This is a genomic window from Sorangium sp. So ce836, assembly GCF_028553905.1.
In the GTDB taxonomy this organism is placed as follows: domain Bacteria; phylum Myxococcota_A; class Polyangia; order Polyangiales; family Polyangiaceae; genus Sorangium; species Sorangium cellulosum_D.
In genome coordinates this window covers 48,157-64,753 of the sequence record NZ_CP102233.1, presented here as the reverse complement: position 1 = coordinate 64,753, position 16,597 = coordinate 48,157, and the positions used below count along the sequence as shown (strand labels likewise).

Below are 16,597 nucleotides of genomic sequence, written 5' to 3'. Positions count from 1 at the left end.
CCATTCCGGTGTCACATAAGAGACACTGGGATGACACGCTCGCCCGATCTATCCGGCCGTTACGCCGATCTCCCGCAGCTCGACGCCGCCTGGGCGCGCCTCGCGCGCGCACACGGCGGACATGAAATCACGGTCGGGACGTCCACCCATGGACGACCGTTACGGCGGTATGACTTCGGCAACCCGCTGGGCCCGACGTTCCTGCTGACGTCGCTGATGCACGGGGTCGAGGTGATCGGCGGGCTCGCGCTGCTCGATGCGGTCCGGTCGCTCCTGTCGGGCGGCCGGGGCGGCATCGCCGCGCACGCGCGGCTGGTCGTGATGCCGGTGGTCAACCCCGACGCGTTCGCCGACAACCTGGAGCGCCTCCGCGGCGAGCGATGGGCGTCGCAGCGGTGCAATGCCCGCGGCGTGGATCTGAACCGGAACTTCGCGCCGCTGTCCGCGTCGCGGCCGCTGCACCCGTTCGCGGGGTCGCGGCTCCGGTGGTCGCCGCATTACACCGGGCCGCACGCGTTCTCGGAGCCCGAGTCGCGCGCGCTGCGCGACGTCGCGCTGGAGACGCGGCCCGCGCTCGCGCTCGGCTTTCACAGCTGCGGCAACCTCCTACTCTACCCCTGGGCGCACACCGGCGCGCCCAACCCGCGCGCCTCGCTGTACCGCGCGCTCGGCGACGCCTTCTGCCGAGCGCTGCCGCGCGAGCGGTACGAGCTCCGGCAGGCGGCGCACTGGTACCCCACGGTCGGCGACATGGACGACTGGCTCGACGCGAACCTGGGGACGCTCGCCTTCACCGTGGAGGTCAGCCGCCCCGCGCGCTCGTTCCGCGATTTCCGCCGGCTGCTCAATCCGTTCTGGTGGCTCAACCCGCGCGAGGCCGACGCGGCGATCGAGAACGTCGTGCCCGGCGTGGGCGCGCTCCTCGGCGACGCGCTCGACCGCGGCGTGGGCCAGACGGCCCCGCACGCGCCGCCGCGCCTCGAGGAGCCGCCGGCGGAGCTGTTCGCCGACGCCGCCGAGTGACGCGCCCGCGCGCGCGGCCTCCGCCCGGCTGACCGCTGCCGCCGTCCCACACCGGCCGGGCACAGGCGGACAAAAAGTGCCAGTCCCGCACGCGGCATCCACTATCCTTCGCGTGTGGACGCTGACTCGCCCCGCCTGCCGACGACCGTCAGGGTCAGCCCCAGCGCGGCGGAGCGCTCGGCGGGCGCGGACGAGTCCGACGTCTGGCAGCACGAGGCCGACGAGATCGTCGACGGCAAGTACCGTCTGGTCCGGCCGCTCGGGCGCGGGGGCATGGCCGAGGTCTGGCTCGCGGTCCACGTCACGCTCAAGACCGAGCTCGCCATCAAGTTCCTCAGCGTCTCGCTGACCGGCGACCCCACGCGGAGCCGGACCGTCCTGGAGAGGTTCCGGTTCGAGGCCCAGATCTCGGCCCGCCTGGGCGCGCGCACGCGGCACATCGTCGCCGTCCACGACGCGGGCGTGCACGACGACATCCCTTATCTCGTGATGGAGTACATCCGGGGCCGGACGCTGTTCGCCGAGGTGCACGAGAAGGGGCCGATCGATCCGAGGCGCTTCGCGGACATGCTCGATCAGATCGCGGACGCGCTCACCGTCGCGCACGACATGGGCATCGTGCACCGCGACCTGAAGCCCTCCAACGTGATGCTCCTCGACGATCCCGGCGCGGAGCTGACGGTGAAGGTCGCCGATTTCGGCATCGCCAAGGCGCTGCACGGCGATCTCGGCCTCGATCGGCCGCGCGAGACGGAGGCCGACGTCATGCTGGGCTCGCCGAACTACATGAGCCCGGAGCAGCTCTCCTCGCCGCTCGCGGTCGACGCGCGGGCCGACGTGTGGGCGCTCGGCGTCCTCGCCTATGAGGTGCTGACCGACTGGCCGCCGTTCCAGGGCAACACCATCGCCGAGCTCATCGTGGCGGTCAGCACCCGCGATTTCGAGCCGGCCACGGAGATCCGGCGGTCGCTCCCCCGGGGGCTCGACGGCTGGTTCTCGCGCGCCCTCGCGAAGGAGCCGGCGCGGCGGTTCACCTCGATCCGCGAGATGGTCCGGGCCTACCGCGACGCGCTCGCGGCGCCGCCGCCCGCGCCCGCGGCGGCCCCGCCGGCGCGGCGGCCGGCGGCGCTCGTCGCCGTGGCGGTCGCCTGCCTGGGCACGCTCGCGGGCGCCACCGCGCTCGCGTGGCGCCTGCTCGATGGGCCGCGCGCCGAGCCGGAGGCGGCGCGGCGCCTGTCCCCCGGCGTGCGCGGCGCGCTCCAGGAGCTCGCGGTGCGCCCGCCGCCGCCCGCCGCGACGGCGCCGCCGCCCGCCGTCGCCCCGGCGGACGAGCCCGCTCCCTCCGCCGCGGCGACCGCGTCCGCGCGGCCGCGCTCGAGCCAGCCTCGCCCTGGGGCGGACGGGGGCGCTCCCCGCGCCACGGCGACCGCCAAGCCCGCGCCGCCCACCGTGCCCCGGCGCCGCAAGGAGATCGACAAGAGTGAGATCCTTTGAGCGACAGCTCATCACGCTGTGCGGCGCCGCCTTGCTCGCGGCGGCGCCGGCGCCGGCGCTCGCCGTCGGGGCCGAGGAGGACGCGAAGACGCTGTTCGCGCGCGGGCGCGAGCTGCGGAGCGCCGGCCAGTGCGAGCAGGCGGTCATCGCCTTCCGGAGCGCGCTCGAGATCTACCCCGAGGGGCTCGGCGCGCTGCGGAACATCGCCGAGTGCGAGGAGGAGATGGGCCGCTACGCCTCGGCGCGGCGGGACTGGTGGGATCTCCGGCGCGCCGCGCTCCAGTCCAACGAGGCGAAGTACGCCGGGTGGAGCGAGGACGCCGAGCTCCGGTACCGGGCGCTCGGCAACAAGGTCGGGACGCTGACCGTCCGCCTGCAGGGCGCCGAGGGGCGGCCGCCGGTGCAGGTGGTGCTGGACGGCAAGCCGCTCGATCCGAGGCTCCTCGGCGTCGCGCTCGAGCGCGATCTCGGCGCGCACACGGTCGAGCTCTTCTACGGCGGCGCCGCGCCGATCCTGGAGCGCGTCGAGCTCACGCCGGGCGCGAGCCGGGACGTGACGCTCACCGTGCCCGCGCCGCTCCCGGCGCGCGACGCGCGCGCCCCGGACGCCGCGCCCGCGCCGCCATCGTCCAGCGGCGTCCGCACGGGCGGCTACATCGCGCTCGGCGTGGGCGGCGCGGGCGCGATCGCGACCGCGGTGGCGCTCGCCGTGCGCGCCAGCGCGCTGTCCAGGGTCGAGGACGGGTGCTCCCCTGCCGGCGGCGGGGGCTACGTGTGCCCGCGCTCGCTGCAGGGGGACTACGACACCGGGAAGACCGCCACGACGCTCGCGGGCGTCTTCGCCAGCGTCGGGCTGGTCGGCATCGGCGCCGGCGTCACGCTGCTCCTGCTGAGCCCCTCCGAGGCCGCCTCGCCGGCGCCTGGCAAGCCGCCGGTGGCGGAGCTCTCGCTCACCCCGTCGCTGGCCGGCCTCGGCTCCCGCCTCCTCGTGCGCTTCTGATCGGGCCAGGCGCGCGCCTTGCCTGATCTCGCCGCGAACCCGGGCTGCGACCCAGGTTGCGAGGAGTGGTGTCATGACGATGCTCGAACCGATCTCCGAGGTGCCGCCGCTGGTCGAGCGCGACCAGGCGGGGGCGGGCAGAACAGCGGGCAGGGCGGAGCGCCTGGCCTCCACGATCGGCGGCAGCGCCCTCGTGGCGTACGGGCTCGCGCGCCGCAGCGTGCCCGGCCTGGTCCTCGCGCTCGCGGGCGGGGCGCTGATCCAGCACGGCGTCTCGGGCCGCCGCGGCGCCGCGGGCGCGCCCGGCGATCGCGCCGCGCCGCGCGCGCCGCTCCTGCGCGCCGGCCAGCGCGTGGGCCGCCTGTTCGGCGCGCTGGCCCCGGCGGCGACGCGCGTCGCGCGCGCCGTGACCGTCGCGAAGCCCGCGGACGAGCTCTACAAATTCTGGCGCAATTTCGAGAACTTACCGCGCTTCATGGAGCACCTCGCCGAGGTCGAGGTCATCGACGATCGCCGCTCGCGGTGGGCGGCGAGGGCGCCCGGCGGCGGCTCGGTGTCGTGGCGGGCCGAGATCATCGAGGACCGGGAGAACGAGCTCATCGCGTGGCGCTCGCGCGAGCCGGCGGACATCGAGAACGCGGGCTCGGTCCGGTTCGTCCCTGCGCCGGGCGGCCGCGGCACCGAGGTCCGCGTGACGATCGACTACAAGGCGCCGGCCGGCGCGCTCGGCCGGGTGATCGCGAAGGTCTTCGGCGAGGACCCGGATCAGCAGCTCAGGGACGACCTCCGCCACTTCAAGCAGCTGATGGAGGCGGGGGAGATCCCGACGATCGACGGACAGCCCAGCGGCCGGAGATCGGCCGCGCTGGGCGGGGCCGTGCTGGGGAGGTGAGGCCCATGCGCGCGCTCTGCTGGAACGGGGTGAACGATCTCCGCGTCGAGACGGTGCCGGATCCGCGGATCCTCGCCCCGCACGATGCCATCGTCCGCGTGCGGATGTCGTCCGTATGCGGCTCGGATCTGCACCTGATCGACGGCTATGTGCCCACGATGAAGAAGGGGGACATCCTCGGGCACGAGTTCGTCGGCGAGGTCGTCGACGTCGGCCCGGACGTGAGCAAGCTGAAGAGGGGCGACCGCGTCGTCGTCTGCTCGATCGTCGGCTGCGGGCATTGTTATTATTGCGAGCACGCGCTCTGGTCGCTCTGCGACAACTCGAACCCGAGCCACGCCGTGCTCGACGAGGCCTTCGGCGACACGACCGCCGCCATCTTCGGCTACAGCCACGCCTTTGGCGGCATCGCCGGCAGCCATGCCGAGTACGTGCGCGTCCCGTTCGCCGATCAGGGCGCCTTCCAGGTCCCCGAGGCGGTCCCGGACGATCGCGCGGTGTTCGCGGCCGACGCCTTGCCGACGGGCTACATGGCCGCGGACATGTGCGGGATCCGCCCCGGCGACGTGATCGCGGTGTGGGGGGCCGGCGGCGTGGGACAGATGGCGATCCTCAGCGCGTACCTGCTCGGCGCGGAGCGGGTCATCGCCATCGACCGGCTCCCCGAGCGCCTCCGGCTGGCCAGCGAGCGCGGCCGCGCCGAGGTGCTCAATTACGAGGAGGTGGACGTCCGCGAGGCGCTCCGCGACATGACGGGCGGCCGCGGCCCCGACGCGTGCATCGACGCGGTCGGCATGGAGGCGCACGGGCGAGGCCTCGAGTACGCCTACGACCGCGCCAAGCAGGCGATGCGGCTCGAGACCGATCGCCCGATCGCGCTGCGCCAGGCGATCATGGCGTGCCGCAAGGGCGGCACGGTGTCGATCGTCGGCGTCTACGGCGGGCTCATCGACAAGTTCCCGATGGGCGCTGCGATGAACAAGGGCCTGGTCTTCCGGATGGGACAGCAGCACGGCCAGCGCTACATCCCGCGCTTGCTCGAGCACCTCGAGCGCGGCGAGATCGATCCCTCGTTCCTCGTGACGCACCCGATGAGCCTCGAGGAGGGGCCGCGCGGATACCAGCTCTTCAAGAAGAAGCAGGATGGCTGTGTGCGCGTCGTCTTCACGCCGGCGGCGAGCGCCTGAGTCGGCGCTGCCGTCCCGCGGCGAGGGCGCGATCGGCGCCGCGACGGTGGGCTTGCGGGCCGGCGAGCGCGGCCTCTGCGCGCCGCCGGCCGAGCGCATCTTCAGCAGGGGCGCCGGGGCGGATCTCGCTCGTGGCGACGGACGGAGCGCGCGGCGCTGAGCTTGTCTTTCCGCCCCAGGGCGCTACCCCTTGACGAGGCGGGGGCGCGCGCAGACGGCGAGGTCGAGATGAGCTCACGGCGAAACAAGATCCTTGGTTCGGTGGCAGGGAGCGGCGCGGTCGCCGTCCGCGGGGCGGCCGAGGCGCTGTTCTCGGTGGCGGGCAAGGGGCTGCTCGACGAGGGCGCGCGGGAGGGCCTGCGGCGCGCGATGGTCGAGAACACCACGGCGGTCGTGGACGCGTTCGCGCCGGGGCTCTCGCTGGGGGCGCAGGCGACGGCGAAGATCATCGTGGATCACGGCGGGAAGCAGGCGGGGGCGCTCGTCGCTCAGGAGGCGGCGCGGCAGGCGGGCCAGGCGGCGCTCACCGACGGCGCGTCGGCCGCGGTGGCCAAGACGCTGACCCGCGAGGTGATGAAGACCGCGGGCCGGGAGATCCTGAAGGGCGCCGGCAAGGCCGCCGGGATCGGGTTCGTCATCGACGGCGCCTTCGGCGCGTACGAGGGGGTCACGGCCTACCAGCGCGGTGAGATGACGAGGCAGGAGGCGATGGTGCACGCGGCCCAGGAGGCCTCGACGGGCGCGGTGGCGACCGGCGCCGGCGTGCTGCTCGCGGCGGGCCTCGTCGCGGTCACCGGCGGCGCTGCGGCGCCGCTCGTCTTCGCGGTGGGCGCCGGCGGCGCGATCGGCGCGAAGCAGGCCCTGCGGCGGCTCGTGGGCCGCGTGTCGTCGAAGATCCTGGTTCGTGCGGTCCCCGACGGAAGCCAGGCGGGGTGACGCCGCGCCGCGGCATGCGCGCCGGCGAGCTTGTCGCGGCCTCGAGGCGTCCACCCGCGCGCACCGGCATTCGTCCCGCGCATCGGCCGAGCGGCGGCCTCGCGGCGCTCGTGCCCGACGGCTTTCGGGCGGTGGTCGATCGACGTAGATCATCGTCATGAAACGACGCGTCCCGAGGCGATCGTTCTTGCGCGTCGGCGGGGCTGCAGCCGCGGCGCTGGCCCTGCCGTTTTCCCTGATCTTCGCGCGGAGGCCGGCGACGAAGAACGCGACCGGCCGGTTCGGGCCGCTCCTGCCCGATCCCGCGGGCATCCTCGATCTCCCTGCGGGCTTCGCCTACCGGATCCTGGAGCGCGCCGGCGGCGCCATGGAGGACGGCTACCGGGTGCCCGGCCGGCCGGACGGGATGGGATGCTTTCCTGGGCCGGACAACACGTGGATCTTGCTCAGGAATCATGAGAATGGGCCGGCCGACCGGAAGATCGGGCCTTACCGGGCCGGGCAGAGCGCGCCGGCGGAGGCGTACGACGCGGCGAGCATGGGCGGCGTCACGAGGCTCGTGATCGACGCGGCGACGCTCGAGCGCCGGTCGAGCAACCTCGTGCTCGCCGGAACGAACCGGAACTGCGCCGGCGGCGTGAGCCCCTGGGGCTGGCTCACCTGCGAGGAGAACGTCGACCCGCGCCACGGCTATGTCTTCGTGTGCGCGGCGGACGCCTCCAGGGTGGCGCCGCCGCAGCGCCTCACCGGCTACGGCCGCTTCTTCCACGAAGCGGCGGTCGTCGACCCCGCGACGAACATCGCTTACCTGACCGAGGATCGGGCGGATGGCTGCTTCTACCGCTTCAAGCCCGCGGATCGTGCTGCGCCGTTCGAGGGCAGGCTGCAGGCGCTCGCCGTCGTCGGGGCCCGCAAGGCCGACACGTCGGGCTGGGCGCTGCAGGAGCCGCGCGAGATCGCGTGGGTGGACATCGACGATCCCGATCCGCGGGACGACACGGTCCGGAAGCAGGCCCAGGCCAAGGGGGCCGCGCTGTTCCGGCGCGGGGAGGGCGTCTGCCTCGCGCAGGGCGTGGTGTACGTCTGCGCGACGATCGGCGGCCCGGCCGGCGCCGGGCAGATCTTCCGGCTGGCCCCTGCCGGAGACGGCGGCGCGCTCGAGGTCCTCGCCCACGCGACGAGCACGGACGAGCTGGACGCGCCCGACAACATCACCGTCGCTCCCTGGGGAGAGCTCTTCATGGCGGAGGACGGCAGCCGGGGGAACTACCTGCGAGGCGTGACGAAGGACGGGCAGATCTTCGACTTCGCGCGCAACGCGCGGAGCCCGAGCGAGCTCGCCGGCGTGTGCTTCTCGCCCGACGGCAAGGCGCTCTTCGTGAACATGCAGGAAGACGGCCTCACGCTGGCCGTCACGGGCCCGTTCCCCGAGATCGCCGCGGGCGCCGGGAGCCCGAGCCGGGCGGGGGCGCCGGGGTAGAGCGCCGACCGGCCCGAGCGGCCGCTCAGAACGGCGGCGGCGCCGTCTCGCCGATCGGCAGCGGACCCGGCTCCGGCGCGTGCTCCGACTCGCCCGGCGCCGGCCCTGGCTCCGCCGTCCCCGGCTCCGCCGGCCGCGGCCCCTCGCCCGGCGCCGGCACGACCCCCTGCAGCTCCTCCGGCGCTCCGACGTCGGCCGCCTCCGCGCCCGCGTCCGCCTCGGGGACCGGCGCCTCCTCGGCCGGCTCCGTTCCGGCGACGAACACCTCCTCGACGGCGTCCTCCTGCCCCTCGCGCGCGAGGAGGCCCGTCTGCGGATCGATCTTCACGCGCACCACGCCGCTCGGCACCGGGAAATCGGCCACCGGGCGCTTCGCGTGCGCCTGCTTCATGAAATCGACGAACGCCGGCAGCGCCGCCGTGGCGCCCGCCTCGCCCTTGCCGAGCGGCGCCGCGTCGTCGTAGCCGGTCCACACCGCGCACGCGATGTCGGTCGAGTAGCCGACGAACCAGGCGTCCTTCGACTGGTTCGTCGTCCCCGTCTTGCCGGCGATCGGCCGCCCCAGCGAGCGCGCCTGCTTGGCGGTCCCGGTCTGCACGACGGACGTCAGCAGGCTCGTGAGCACGTACGCCTCCGGCTCCTCCATCACGCGGCGCGCCGGGGGGCGCGGCGGCAGCGGGATCTCCGCCCCGCCCGGCCCGACGATCTTCGTGATCAAGACCGGCTGCTCGTAGACGCCGCCCGCGGCGATGCTCGCGTACGCGGCCGCCATCTCGCGCGGCGTGACCTCGTAGGCGCCGAGCGCGAGCGACAGGTCCGCGCCGAGCTTCGACTGGATGCCGAGCGCGCCGGCGAAGGCGACCACGTTCGAGGGGCCGACGCGCGACATCGCCGACACCGCGGCCACGTTCACGCTGTGCGCCAGCGCCTCGCGCAGCCGCGCGGGCGACTGCCCCTCGCTCTCGTCGTGGTTCTGCGGCTTGTACCCCGCGACGGCCTGCGGGTTCGTCTCGAGGATCGTCGACGGCGTCAGCGTGCGCGCGTGGAGCCCGTAGCCGTAGACGAACGCCTTGAACGTCGACCCCGGCTGCCGCCGCGCGAACGTCGCGCGGTCGAGCCCGCCGCGCACCGCCTCGTAGCCGCCGACCAGGGCGACGACCTCGCGCGTCCGCACGTCGATCGCGACGAGCGCGCCCTCGGGTCCGAGCTCGAGCCGCAGCGGCACCGGGGCCGCGGGCTTCGCCGGGCTCCCTGCGGGCGCGGCGCGCCTCGCCTCTCCGGCGGCGGCGTCCTCGTCCTCGTCCTGCCCCGTCGCGGCCGCCTCGACGACCGGCTCCGGCGCGGGGCCGATCAGGCTGACGCGCACCACCTTGTCGACGTCGGCGAACTTGCTCGGCGCGAGCCCGTTCGGGTTGTACCGCTGCGCGCCGCGGAGCGCGACCGTGCCTTCCAGCGTGCCCACGCGCACCGCGAGCGTGCCTCGGGCGTCGTCGGCGCCGGTCACGACCCCCCGGAAGACCTTGTGGCCGGCCGGCGTCCCCTCGAAGGGCGGCGGCTCCTTCTTGGCCCGTGCGAGCGGGCCGAACAGCTTGTGCCGCTTCGCGTACGCGTCGAGGTTCTTGCGGACGGCCGCGCGCGCCGCCGCCTGCAGCGCCGGATCGATCGTGGTCGTGATCGTGTACCCGCCCTGCTGCGCGGCGGGCCCGACGACCTCGCGCAGCACGCGCTGCGCCTCGCTGACGACCTCGGGCGCGAGCTCGGCGAGCGACTCGGTCTCGATGGCGAGCACCACCGGCTCCCGCTTCGCCAGCTCGACCTGGCCCTCGTCCGCGAAGCCCTTCCTGTGCATCTGGTCGAGCACGAAGTCGCGCCGCGCCACGGCGCGCTCGAGGTTCGCGCGGGGCGAGTACACCGACGGCCCCTTCACGACGGCGACGAGCAGCGCCGCCTCGGCGAGCGTCACGTCGCGCACGCTCTTGCCGAAGTAGTAGCGGCTCGCCTCCTCGACCCCGTAGCGGCCGTGGCCGAAGTAGATCTTGTTGAGGTAGAGCTCCAGGATCTCGTCCTTCGTGAGCTCCTGCTCGATCCTGCGGGCCAGGATGATCTCGCGCGCCTTGCGCTTGTAGGTCCGGTCCGGCGTGAGCAGGACGTTCTTCACGACCTGCTGCGTGATCGTGCTCGCCCCCTGCCTGGTCTGGGTCGAGCGGAGGTTCACCGCGAGGGCGCGGAGCATGCCGAGGTAGTTCAGCCCCGCGTGCTCGTAGAAGCCCGCGTCCTCGGCGGCGAGCGTGGCCAGCTTCACCTGGTTCGGGATCTCGCCGATGCGCACGACGGTGCGCCGCTCGGTGAAGAGCTCGCCGAGGCGCGTCCCGTCGCGCGCGAGGATGCGCGTCACCTGCGGGGGCCGGTAATCCTTGAGCTCGCGGGTCGAGGGGAGATCCGCCTCGTAGTGCCGGACGACGAGCACGACGCTCGCGGCGGCGAGGACGAGCAGCGCCGCGAGCGCGATCCCGATGCGCTTCGCCCAGGTGGCGATCCTGGCGCCCCGGTCCTGTCCGGCCGCCGCGTCGTCGGGAAGCGCCAGCGGCGGGCCCTCGAGGCGCGGCGCGCTCGCCGTCCGCGCCGCCGTGCTGATCCGTTGCGGCGGCTCGCTCCCTCGCACCGGCGGGCTGGATCTCCGCGCGGGGGGCTCCGACGCCCGCCACTGCGGCTCCGACGCACGCAACTGCGGCTCCGACGCACGCCGCGGCGGCTCCGACGCACGCAACTGCGGCTCCGACGCACGCCGCGGCGGCTCCGACGCACGCCGCGGCGGCTCCGACGCATGCCGCGGCGGATCGGCGCTCCTGGCCGGATCGTTGTCGTTTCCCCCTGGGTTCCCTGATTGCTCCGAGGCCATGACGTCGTCCCCGTGAACGCTGGCGCCTGCGATGCGCATCCAGAGCGCCCGGCGCGCCGGAGCGGCGACGCTAGCACGCCCGCGGTGGCTCGCCTCGTTTCAGGCCTCGGCCGCGGGAGCTCAGCCCTGGAACAGCCGCATCGCCACGATGGTGATCAGGACGCCGGCGATCAGGCACCCCGCAGCGATGCCGACGAGGAGCAGCGGCTTGGTCTCCGCCTTGGCCGGCGCCTTGGCGAGCGGAGCAGGCGCGGGCGCGGGCCTGATGGCGGGCGCCGGCGGCTGCTGGACCATCTTCACCGTCTTCGCCGGCGACTTGAACGGCGACGACGCGGGCGCCTTGCTCGCCTGGAGCGCAGCGGCGTGCTGTTTCGCCGCCTGCTCGAGCACCGCGTTCGCGTTCTTCGGCATCATCGCCGTGTAGCCCTTGCCCGCGCCGCCCGCGAACGGCTTGAGCGCGTCGGCGAACTCCGCGGCCGAGTCGAACCGATCCTCGGGGCGCTTCTCGAGCGCCTTGGCGAGCACCACCCCGAGCCCCGGCGGGAACTGCTTCCCGGGCACGCGCTCGTCGAGCGGGATCGGGTTCCGGGTCACGTGGTGCTGGATGTACTCCATCGGCGTCCGCGCCTCGAACGGCAGCTTGCCCGTGAGCACCTCGTACAGGATGGTCGCGAGCGAGTAGATGTCGCTGCGCGCGTCGAGCACCTTGCCCTGCGCCTGCTCGGGCGACATGAACTCCGGCGTCCCGAAGACCATGCCCTCCTGCGTGAGCATCACCGACCCCGGCCGGAGCTCGCGCTCCGTCACCTTCGCGAGGCCGAAGTCGAGCACCTTCGGGTAGTCCTTCAGCCCGCCGTTGGTCGACAGGAAGATGTTCTCGGGCTTGAGATCGCGGTGCACGATCCCCTGCATGTGCGCCTCCTGCAGGGCGCCGCAGACCTGGATCAGGATCGGGATCGCGCGCTCGACCGGCAGCGGCCCTTCCTTGCGGACCACCTGGTTCAGGTTCTTGCCCTCCAGGTACTCCATCACGATGTACAGCGAGCCGTCCTCGAGCTCGCCGTAGAGCAGCACCTTCACCGTGTTCGGGTGGGTGAGGTGGCTCATCGCCCGCGCCTCGCGGCGGAAGCGAGAGACGAGATCCTTTCGGTTCGCGAGCTTGGGGTGGAGGATCTTCACCGCCACCATCCGGTTCATCGCCGGCTGGGCGGCCTTGTAGACCGACCCCATGCCGCCGGAGCCGATCTTCTGAAGGATCTGGAACTGCCCCCCGAGCAGATCTCGACCGATGTTCGGGTCCGGACCGGCGGCCATGCGTGGAGCCGGAAAATACCACGCAACCCACCCGTATCGTCTATGACCGAAGCAGCGGACCCATCGGATCCGTCGTGGCACTGAAAATGACCGTAAAAATTGAAGCCCCCGGGGCGGCCGAGGCGCTCGAGAGCCCGCTCCTCGCCGCCGCCGGCTTCTCGCACGCCTTCTTCACCCGGCGCGGCGGCGTCAGCGCCCCCCCGTGGGACACGCTGAGCTTCGCCATCGCGCTCGGCGACGACCCCGCCGCCGTCCGCGAGAACCTGGAGCGCGCCGCGCGGCGCCTCGGCATCCCGGCGGCGCGGCTCTATTACCTGAGCCAGGTCCACGGCGTGACGGCGCGCATCCTCACCGGCGACGAGGATCGCGACGAGGTCGTCCGCCAGGTCGGCGACGTGACCCTCTCGCGCGTGCCCGGGGTCGGCTGCGGCGTCCGCAGCGCCGACTGCGCCCCGATCCTCCTCGCCGATCGCCGGAGCGGCGCCGTCGCCGCGGTCCACAGCGGCTGGCGCGGCACCGCGCGCCGGGTCGTGGTCGAGGCGGCCCGCGCGCTCAGGTCGCTCGCCGGCCCCGGCGCCGATCTCGTCGCGGCGATCGGCCCGCACATCGAGGCCTGCTGCTTCGAGATCGGCGACGACGTCGCCGCCGAACTCGCCGCCTGCTCCAGCGCCGGCGACGCCGCCATCGTCCGCGGCGCCCCCGGCGCGCGCCCGCACGCCGACGTCCGCCGCATCCTCAAGGCCCAGCTCGCCGAGTCCGGCCTCGACGCAACGTCGGTCGATGACGTCCGGGGGTGCACCGCGTGTGACCCCGCCCGCTTCTTCTCGTACCGGCGCGACGGACAGCGGAGCGGCCGGCTGCTCTCCGTCATCGTCGCCGGCGGTACCGTCATCGGCTAAAACGCTCCCATGGTCTCGCTCGCGCGCGACTCGTCGCCGATCGTCCTCGCCATGGTGGGCCTGCCCGCGCGGGGGAAGACATCCATCGCCCGCAAGATCGCGCGGTACCTCTCGTGGCTCGGCCACCCCACGCGGCTCTTCAACGTCGGCAACTACCGCCGCGCGCACCTCGGCACCGCGCAGCCGCACCAGTTCTTCGACCCCGACAACACCCAGGGCCGCCAGGCGCTGCTCGGCATGGCGATGACGGCGCTCGACGACCTCATCGGCTGGCTCAGCTCCGGCGGCGAGGTGGCGATCTACGACGCCACGAACAGCACCCGCGCCCGCCGGAACCTCGTCACCGAGCGCTGCCAGGCGCACGGCTTCCCGGTCGTCTTCATCGAGTCGATCTGCAACGACGAGTCGATCATCGAGACGAACGTCCGCGAGACAAAGCTCCGCTCGCCCGACTACCAGGGCGTCGATCCCGAGGAGGCGCTGCGCGATTTCCGCGCGCGCATCGCGCACTACGCCCGCGCGTACGAGCCGCTCGGCGAGCCCGAGAAGAGCTACATCAAGATCATCGACGTCGGCCGCCAGGTCGTGCTGAACCGCATCCACGGCTACCTGCCGGCGCGCCTCGTCCCGCTCTTGATGAACATGCACCTCACGCCGCACCCGATCTGGCTGACCCGCCACGGCGAGAGCGTGTTCAACGAGAAGGGGCTGCTCGGCGGCGACTCGGACCTCAGCGCGCGCGGCGACGACTACGCGAAGAACCTCGCCGTCTTCATCCGCGAGCGGGCCGGCGACGAGCACGTCAACGTCTGGACGAGCACCCTGCGCCGCACCATCCAGACCGCGCGCCCGATCACGCAGAACCACGTCGCGTGGCGCGCCCTCGACGAGATCGACGCGGGCGTCTGCGAGGGCATGACGTACGAGGAGATCCGCCAGCAGATGCCCGAGGTCTTCAACGCGCGCGCGGCCGACAAGTTCCGCTACCGCTACCCGCGCGGCGAGTCGTACGAGGACGTCATCCAGCGCCTCGACCCGCTGATCATCCAGCTCGAGCGCCAGCGCTCGCCCGTGCTCGTGATCGGCCACCAGGCGGTGCTGCGCGCGCTCTACGCCTACCTCGTGGATCGCCCCGCGCCCTCGTGCCCGACGCTGCCGATCCCGCTGCACACCGTCATCGAGCTGACCCCCACCGCGTACGCGTGCGAGGAGCGCCGCTTCCAGCTCGCGCCCGCGGTCCAGGGCGGCGACTCGAGCACCGCGCACCCCTGATCCTCCCGGCGCGACGGCGCCGCGCGCGCCGCGCCGGGTCAGCGATCCCGGCTGATGAGCTTGCGGAGCAGCTCCAGCGGGTGGAACGGCAGCATCGCGGCCATCTCGCTGTCGGTGCCGGCCCGCTCGAGCACCGCCCGCATCGCGGGCGCCACGATCCCCATCGGATCGATCCGCTCCGCGATCGCGCGGAGGGCGCTGAGCGCCGCGCGCCCCGCGTCGATGCCGAGCGGGATGGCGAGCGCCGCCGGCACCGGCGCGAGGATCACGTCGCGCACCGCGACCGCCCGCGCCCAGGCGCCCGGGCTCGGGTCGACCTCGAGCTTCCGGATCGTCTCCGCCTCGGCGAAGCAGCCGAGCGACAGCTCCCCTGCCCGCTCCTCGATGGCGCGCGAGAGGTGCCGGTAGTCGCGCCGCCAGTCGCCGGCGAGCAGCCCCATGTCCTCCCGCACCTCGTCCGGCCCGAGGATCAGGTTGATGCCGCGCGCGTCGCGGCGGAGCGCGACGCTCGTCCAGAGCTCCCCGCCCTCGAACAGGCCGATCACCATCGTCTTGCCGACCCCGGCGAGCGACTCCAGCGTGCCCCGCACGACGCCCGGCGACGGCATCGGCACGCCGCGCAGCCGCGCCGGCCAGAGGTCGATCCTCCCGGCGAGGAGCTCCTCGCGCGCGAGCTGCAGCAGCAGGAGCGTCTGCGCGACGAGGTCGTCGCCGCGCCGCACCCGCGCCCCGAACCGCTCCACGATGGCCTCGAGGGCGCCGGCCTCGATCACCGCGGCCCAGCTCGCGTGGTGGCCCGCGGCGAGCTCCTCGGCGGAGAGCCGGGCGGCGCGCTGCGCGTCGTCGAGCCGGAGCCGGCCGGCGTCCGTGTGCATGAGCTTCCTGAGCCTGCCGCCCGCGCGGACCGCGACGACGCCGCCGCGCGGCCGGTCGACCTCGCGCTCGTCGATGCCCGCGCGTCTGGGCCGGAACAACGACAGCACGCGGACCCAGTCGGTCGCGGTGAACCCCTCGAAGCGGACGTCGGGCGAGAGCACGGGGCGAGCCTACTCCTGGCGCGCTCGGTGCGCGAGCGCCGGGCCGGAGCGCGCCTGTCAGCCCGGCGCGCCCGCCGGTCGGCGCGCCGTCAGCCCCGGCGCGCCCGCCGGCCGCTCGGCGCGGGCAAGGCCGGCTACGCCCCCCACCAGAGCATCTCGTGTGCCTGCGTCTCGCCGCGGATCGGCACGATCACCCGGATCTTCTGGCCCTCGATCTGGACCACGTGGGCGGGGAAGCCGTCGGCCGGGTAGTACACGGATTTCACGAAGCCGTTCGCGTCGAGCCAGAACAGGTGCACCCCCTCCGCGGTCGCCCCGTGCATGAGGAGCATCCGCCCGCCCCCGAGCAGCGCGAACTCCATGCTCTTGAAGGCCATCTCCTCGAAGCGCTCCGGGGACGGGAAATCCTCCCCCACCGACCTGAGCTCCGGCAGGTGCGCGCGCAGGTGCTTGTAGAGCGTGTCGTAACGCACCTTCGCGAGCCTCGGGATCCGCCGGTCGCCCGCCGCGATCACGGGCAGCCGCTCCGCGTCGAAGGTCGGCACCTCCACGTGGGTGCGGTAGCGGTCCGCGAGCCTGCCGCGGCCGATCTCCTCGTCGCTGAGCGCCTTGAGCCACCACTGGAAGATCGCGAGATCGCCGGTCCCCGCGCTCGACTCGAGCCGGACCAGCGACTCCCACAGCGGCCTCCGGACCTGCCATTTTCCCCCGTGGTTCCTGGCGACGCACGCGCCGACGTAGAGCGCCCCGTGCGTCACGAGGGTGACCAGCATGGGCGGCGCCCCGGCCCCGCTCTCGGCCGACGTACCTCGCGTACCGGCGGCGCCCTCGGCCGGCGAGAGCCAGGCGTCGCGCCGCTCGCGCGTCAGCGCCGCGCCCAGCCGGTGGACCGACGCGTCGGAGAAATCGAGCCCGAGGTCGGGCGCGCCGAACGCCCCGGGCGCGAGCCGGGCGAACACCTCCGCCGCGTGGTCGATCTGGGCCAGGATCGACGGGTTTCCGGCCGGGTTCGCGTCCGTGGAGCGCGCGGCCGCGAGGTCGGCGAGCGCGTCGGGCGGGTAGTGCGGCGCGAAGATGCGCTCGAAGAGCTGGGCGGCCGTGATCGGTTCGGCGGGCATGGCGTTGGGCCGGGAAAGAGGCCGGGGACGGGGATCGGGCGGGCGC

The 16,597-nt window shown here is 73.9% G+C and carries 13 protein-coding genes; 9 read left to right on the top strand and 4 right to left on the bottom strand.

What is annotated here, in order from left to right:
- Positions 1-30 precede the first annotated feature (30 nt).
- The 7 genes from NQZ70_RS00235 (at position 31) to NQZ70_RS00205 (ending at position 8,012) form a co-directional block, all read left to right on the top strand.
- Positions 31-1,023 (top strand): M14 family metallopeptidase, encoded by a 993-nt coding sequence (locus NQZ70_RS00235; protein ID WP_129572407.1) that lies wholly within the window; start codon positions 31-33, stop codon positions 1,021-1,023.
- A 114-nt stretch (positions 1,024-1,137) separates the two neighbouring features.
- On the top strand, positions 1,138-2,517 hold the full coding sequence (locus NQZ70_RS00230) for a serine/threonine-protein kinase (protein WP_129572406.1): 1,380 nt from the start codon (positions 1,138-1,140) through the stop codon (positions 2,515-2,517).
- Positions 2,504-3,517: a tetratricopeptide repeat protein gene (locus NQZ70_RS00225; RefSeq protein ID WP_129572405.1), complete on the top strand. Its 1,014-nt coding sequence runs from the start codon at positions 2,504-2,506 to the stop codon at positions 3,515-3,517. Before NQZ70_RS00230 ends, NQZ70_RS00225 begins: the two co-directional genes overlap by 14 nt.
- Before the next feature lie 73 nt (positions 3,518-3,590).
- On the top strand, positions 3,591-4,409 hold the full coding sequence (locus NQZ70_RS00220; RefSeq protein WP_207217699.1) for an SRPBCC family protein: 819 nt from the start codon (positions 3,591-3,593) through the stop codon (positions 4,407-4,409).
- Positions 4,410-4,414: 5 nt separating this feature from the next.
- Positions 4,415-5,596, top strand: coding sequence for a zinc-dependent alcohol dehydrogenase (locus tag NQZ70_RS00215; protein ID WP_129572404.1), 1,182 nt, complete (start codon positions 4,415-4,417; stop codon positions 5,594-5,596).
- Between the two features lie 228 nt (positions 5,597-5,824).
- On the top strand, positions 5,825-6,532 hold the full coding sequence (locus NQZ70_RS00210) for a hypothetical protein (RefSeq protein ID WP_129572403.1): 708 nt from the start codon (positions 5,825-5,827) through the stop codon (positions 6,530-6,532).
- Between the two features lie 157 nt (positions 6,533-6,689).
- Positions 6,690-8,012: an alkaline phosphatase PhoX gene (locus NQZ70_RS00205; RefSeq protein ID WP_129572402.1), complete on the top strand. Its 1,323-nt coding sequence runs from the start codon at positions 6,690-6,692 to the stop codon at positions 8,010-8,012.
- 25 nt (positions 8,013-8,037) lie between these two features.
- Here NQZ70_RS00205 and NQZ70_RS00200 read toward each other — a convergent pair whose 3' ends face one another.
- Both NQZ70_RS00200 and NQZ70_RS00195 read right to left on the bottom strand, forming a co-directional pair.
- The gene (locus NQZ70_RS00200; RefSeq protein ID WP_237244888.1) at positions 8,038-10,674 is read right to left on the bottom strand and encodes a penicillin-binding protein 1A; all 2,637 of its coding nucleotides are present in this window, start codon (positions 10,672-10,674) and stop codon (positions 8,038-8,040) included.
- A gap of 357 nt (positions 10,675-11,031) precedes the next feature.
- On the bottom strand, positions 11,032-12,225 hold the full coding sequence (locus NQZ70_RS00195; protein WP_129572400.1) for a serine/threonine-protein kinase: 1,194 nt from the start codon (positions 12,223-12,225) through the stop codon (positions 11,032-11,034).
- A 74-nt stretch (positions 12,226-12,299) separates the two neighbouring features.
- Between NQZ70_RS00195 and pgeF the strand changes: the two genes are divergently transcribed.
- Positions 12,300-13,124: a peptidoglycan editing factor PgeF gene (pgeF, locus tag NQZ70_RS00190; protein ID WP_237244887.1), complete on the top strand. Its 825-nt coding sequence runs from the start codon at positions 12,300-12,302 to the stop codon at positions 13,122-13,124.
- A 9-nt stretch (positions 13,125-13,133) separates the two neighbouring features.
- Positions 13,134-14,396, top strand: coding sequence for a 6-phosphofructo-2-kinase/fructose-2,6-bisphosphatase (locus NQZ70_RS00185; RefSeq protein ID WP_129572399.1), 1,263 nt, complete (start codon positions 13,134-13,136; stop codon positions 14,394-14,396).
- A gap of 38 nt (positions 14,397-14,434) precedes the next feature.
- On the opposite strand, the gene NQZ70_RS00180 is transcribed toward NQZ70_RS00185, so the two are convergent.
- Together NQZ70_RS00180 and NQZ70_RS00175 are read right to left on the bottom strand one after the other, a co-directional pair.
- A complete protein-coding gene (locus tag NQZ70_RS00180) occupies positions 14,435-15,433 on the bottom strand; it encodes a hypothetical protein (protein ID WP_129572398.1) in 999 nt (332 codons plus the stop codon).
- Between the two features lie 134 nt (positions 15,434-15,567).
- Positions 15,568-16,551, bottom strand: coding sequence for a hypothetical protein (locus tag NQZ70_RS00175; RefSeq protein WP_129572397.1), 984 nt, complete (start codon positions 16,549-16,551; stop codon positions 15,568-15,570).
- Between the last annotated feature and the right edge of the window lie 46 nt (positions 16,552-16,597).

Excerpts from the sequence above, each read along its gene's own strand:
- NQZ70_RS00235 (WP_129572407.1), top strand. The coding sequence starts at position 31 with ATGACACGCTCGCCCGATCTATCCGGCCGTTACGCCGATCTCCCGCAG.
- NQZ70_RS00220 (WP_207217699.1), top strand. The coding sequence starts at position 3,591 with ATGACGATGCTCGAACCGATCTCCGAGGTGCCGCCGCTGGTCGAGCGC.
- NQZ70_RS00215 (WP_129572404.1), top strand. The coding sequence starts at position 4,415 with ATGCGCGCGCTCTGCTGGAACGGGGTGAACGATCTCCGCGTCGAGACG.
- NQZ70_RS00210 (WP_129572403.1), top strand. The coding sequence starts at position 5,825 with ATGAGCTCACGGCGAAACAAGATCCTTGGTTCGGTGGCAGGGAGCGGC.
- NQZ70_RS00205 (WP_129572402.1), top strand. The coding sequence starts at position 6,690 with ATGAAACGACGCGTCCCGAGGCGATCGTTCTTGCGCGTCGGCGGGGCT.
- NQZ70_RS00195 (WP_129572400.1), bottom strand. The coding sequence starts at position 12,225 with ATGGCCGCCGGTCCGGACCCGAACATCGGTCGAGATCTGCTCGGGGGG.
- NQZ70_RS00185 (WP_129572399.1), top strand. The coding sequence starts at position 13,134 with ATGGTCTCGCTCGCGCGCGACTCGTCGCCGATCGTCCTCGCCATGGTG.
- NQZ70_RS00175 (WP_129572397.1), bottom strand. The coding sequence starts at position 16,551 with ATGCCCGCCGAACCGATCACGGCCGCCCAGCTCTTCGAGCGCATCTTC.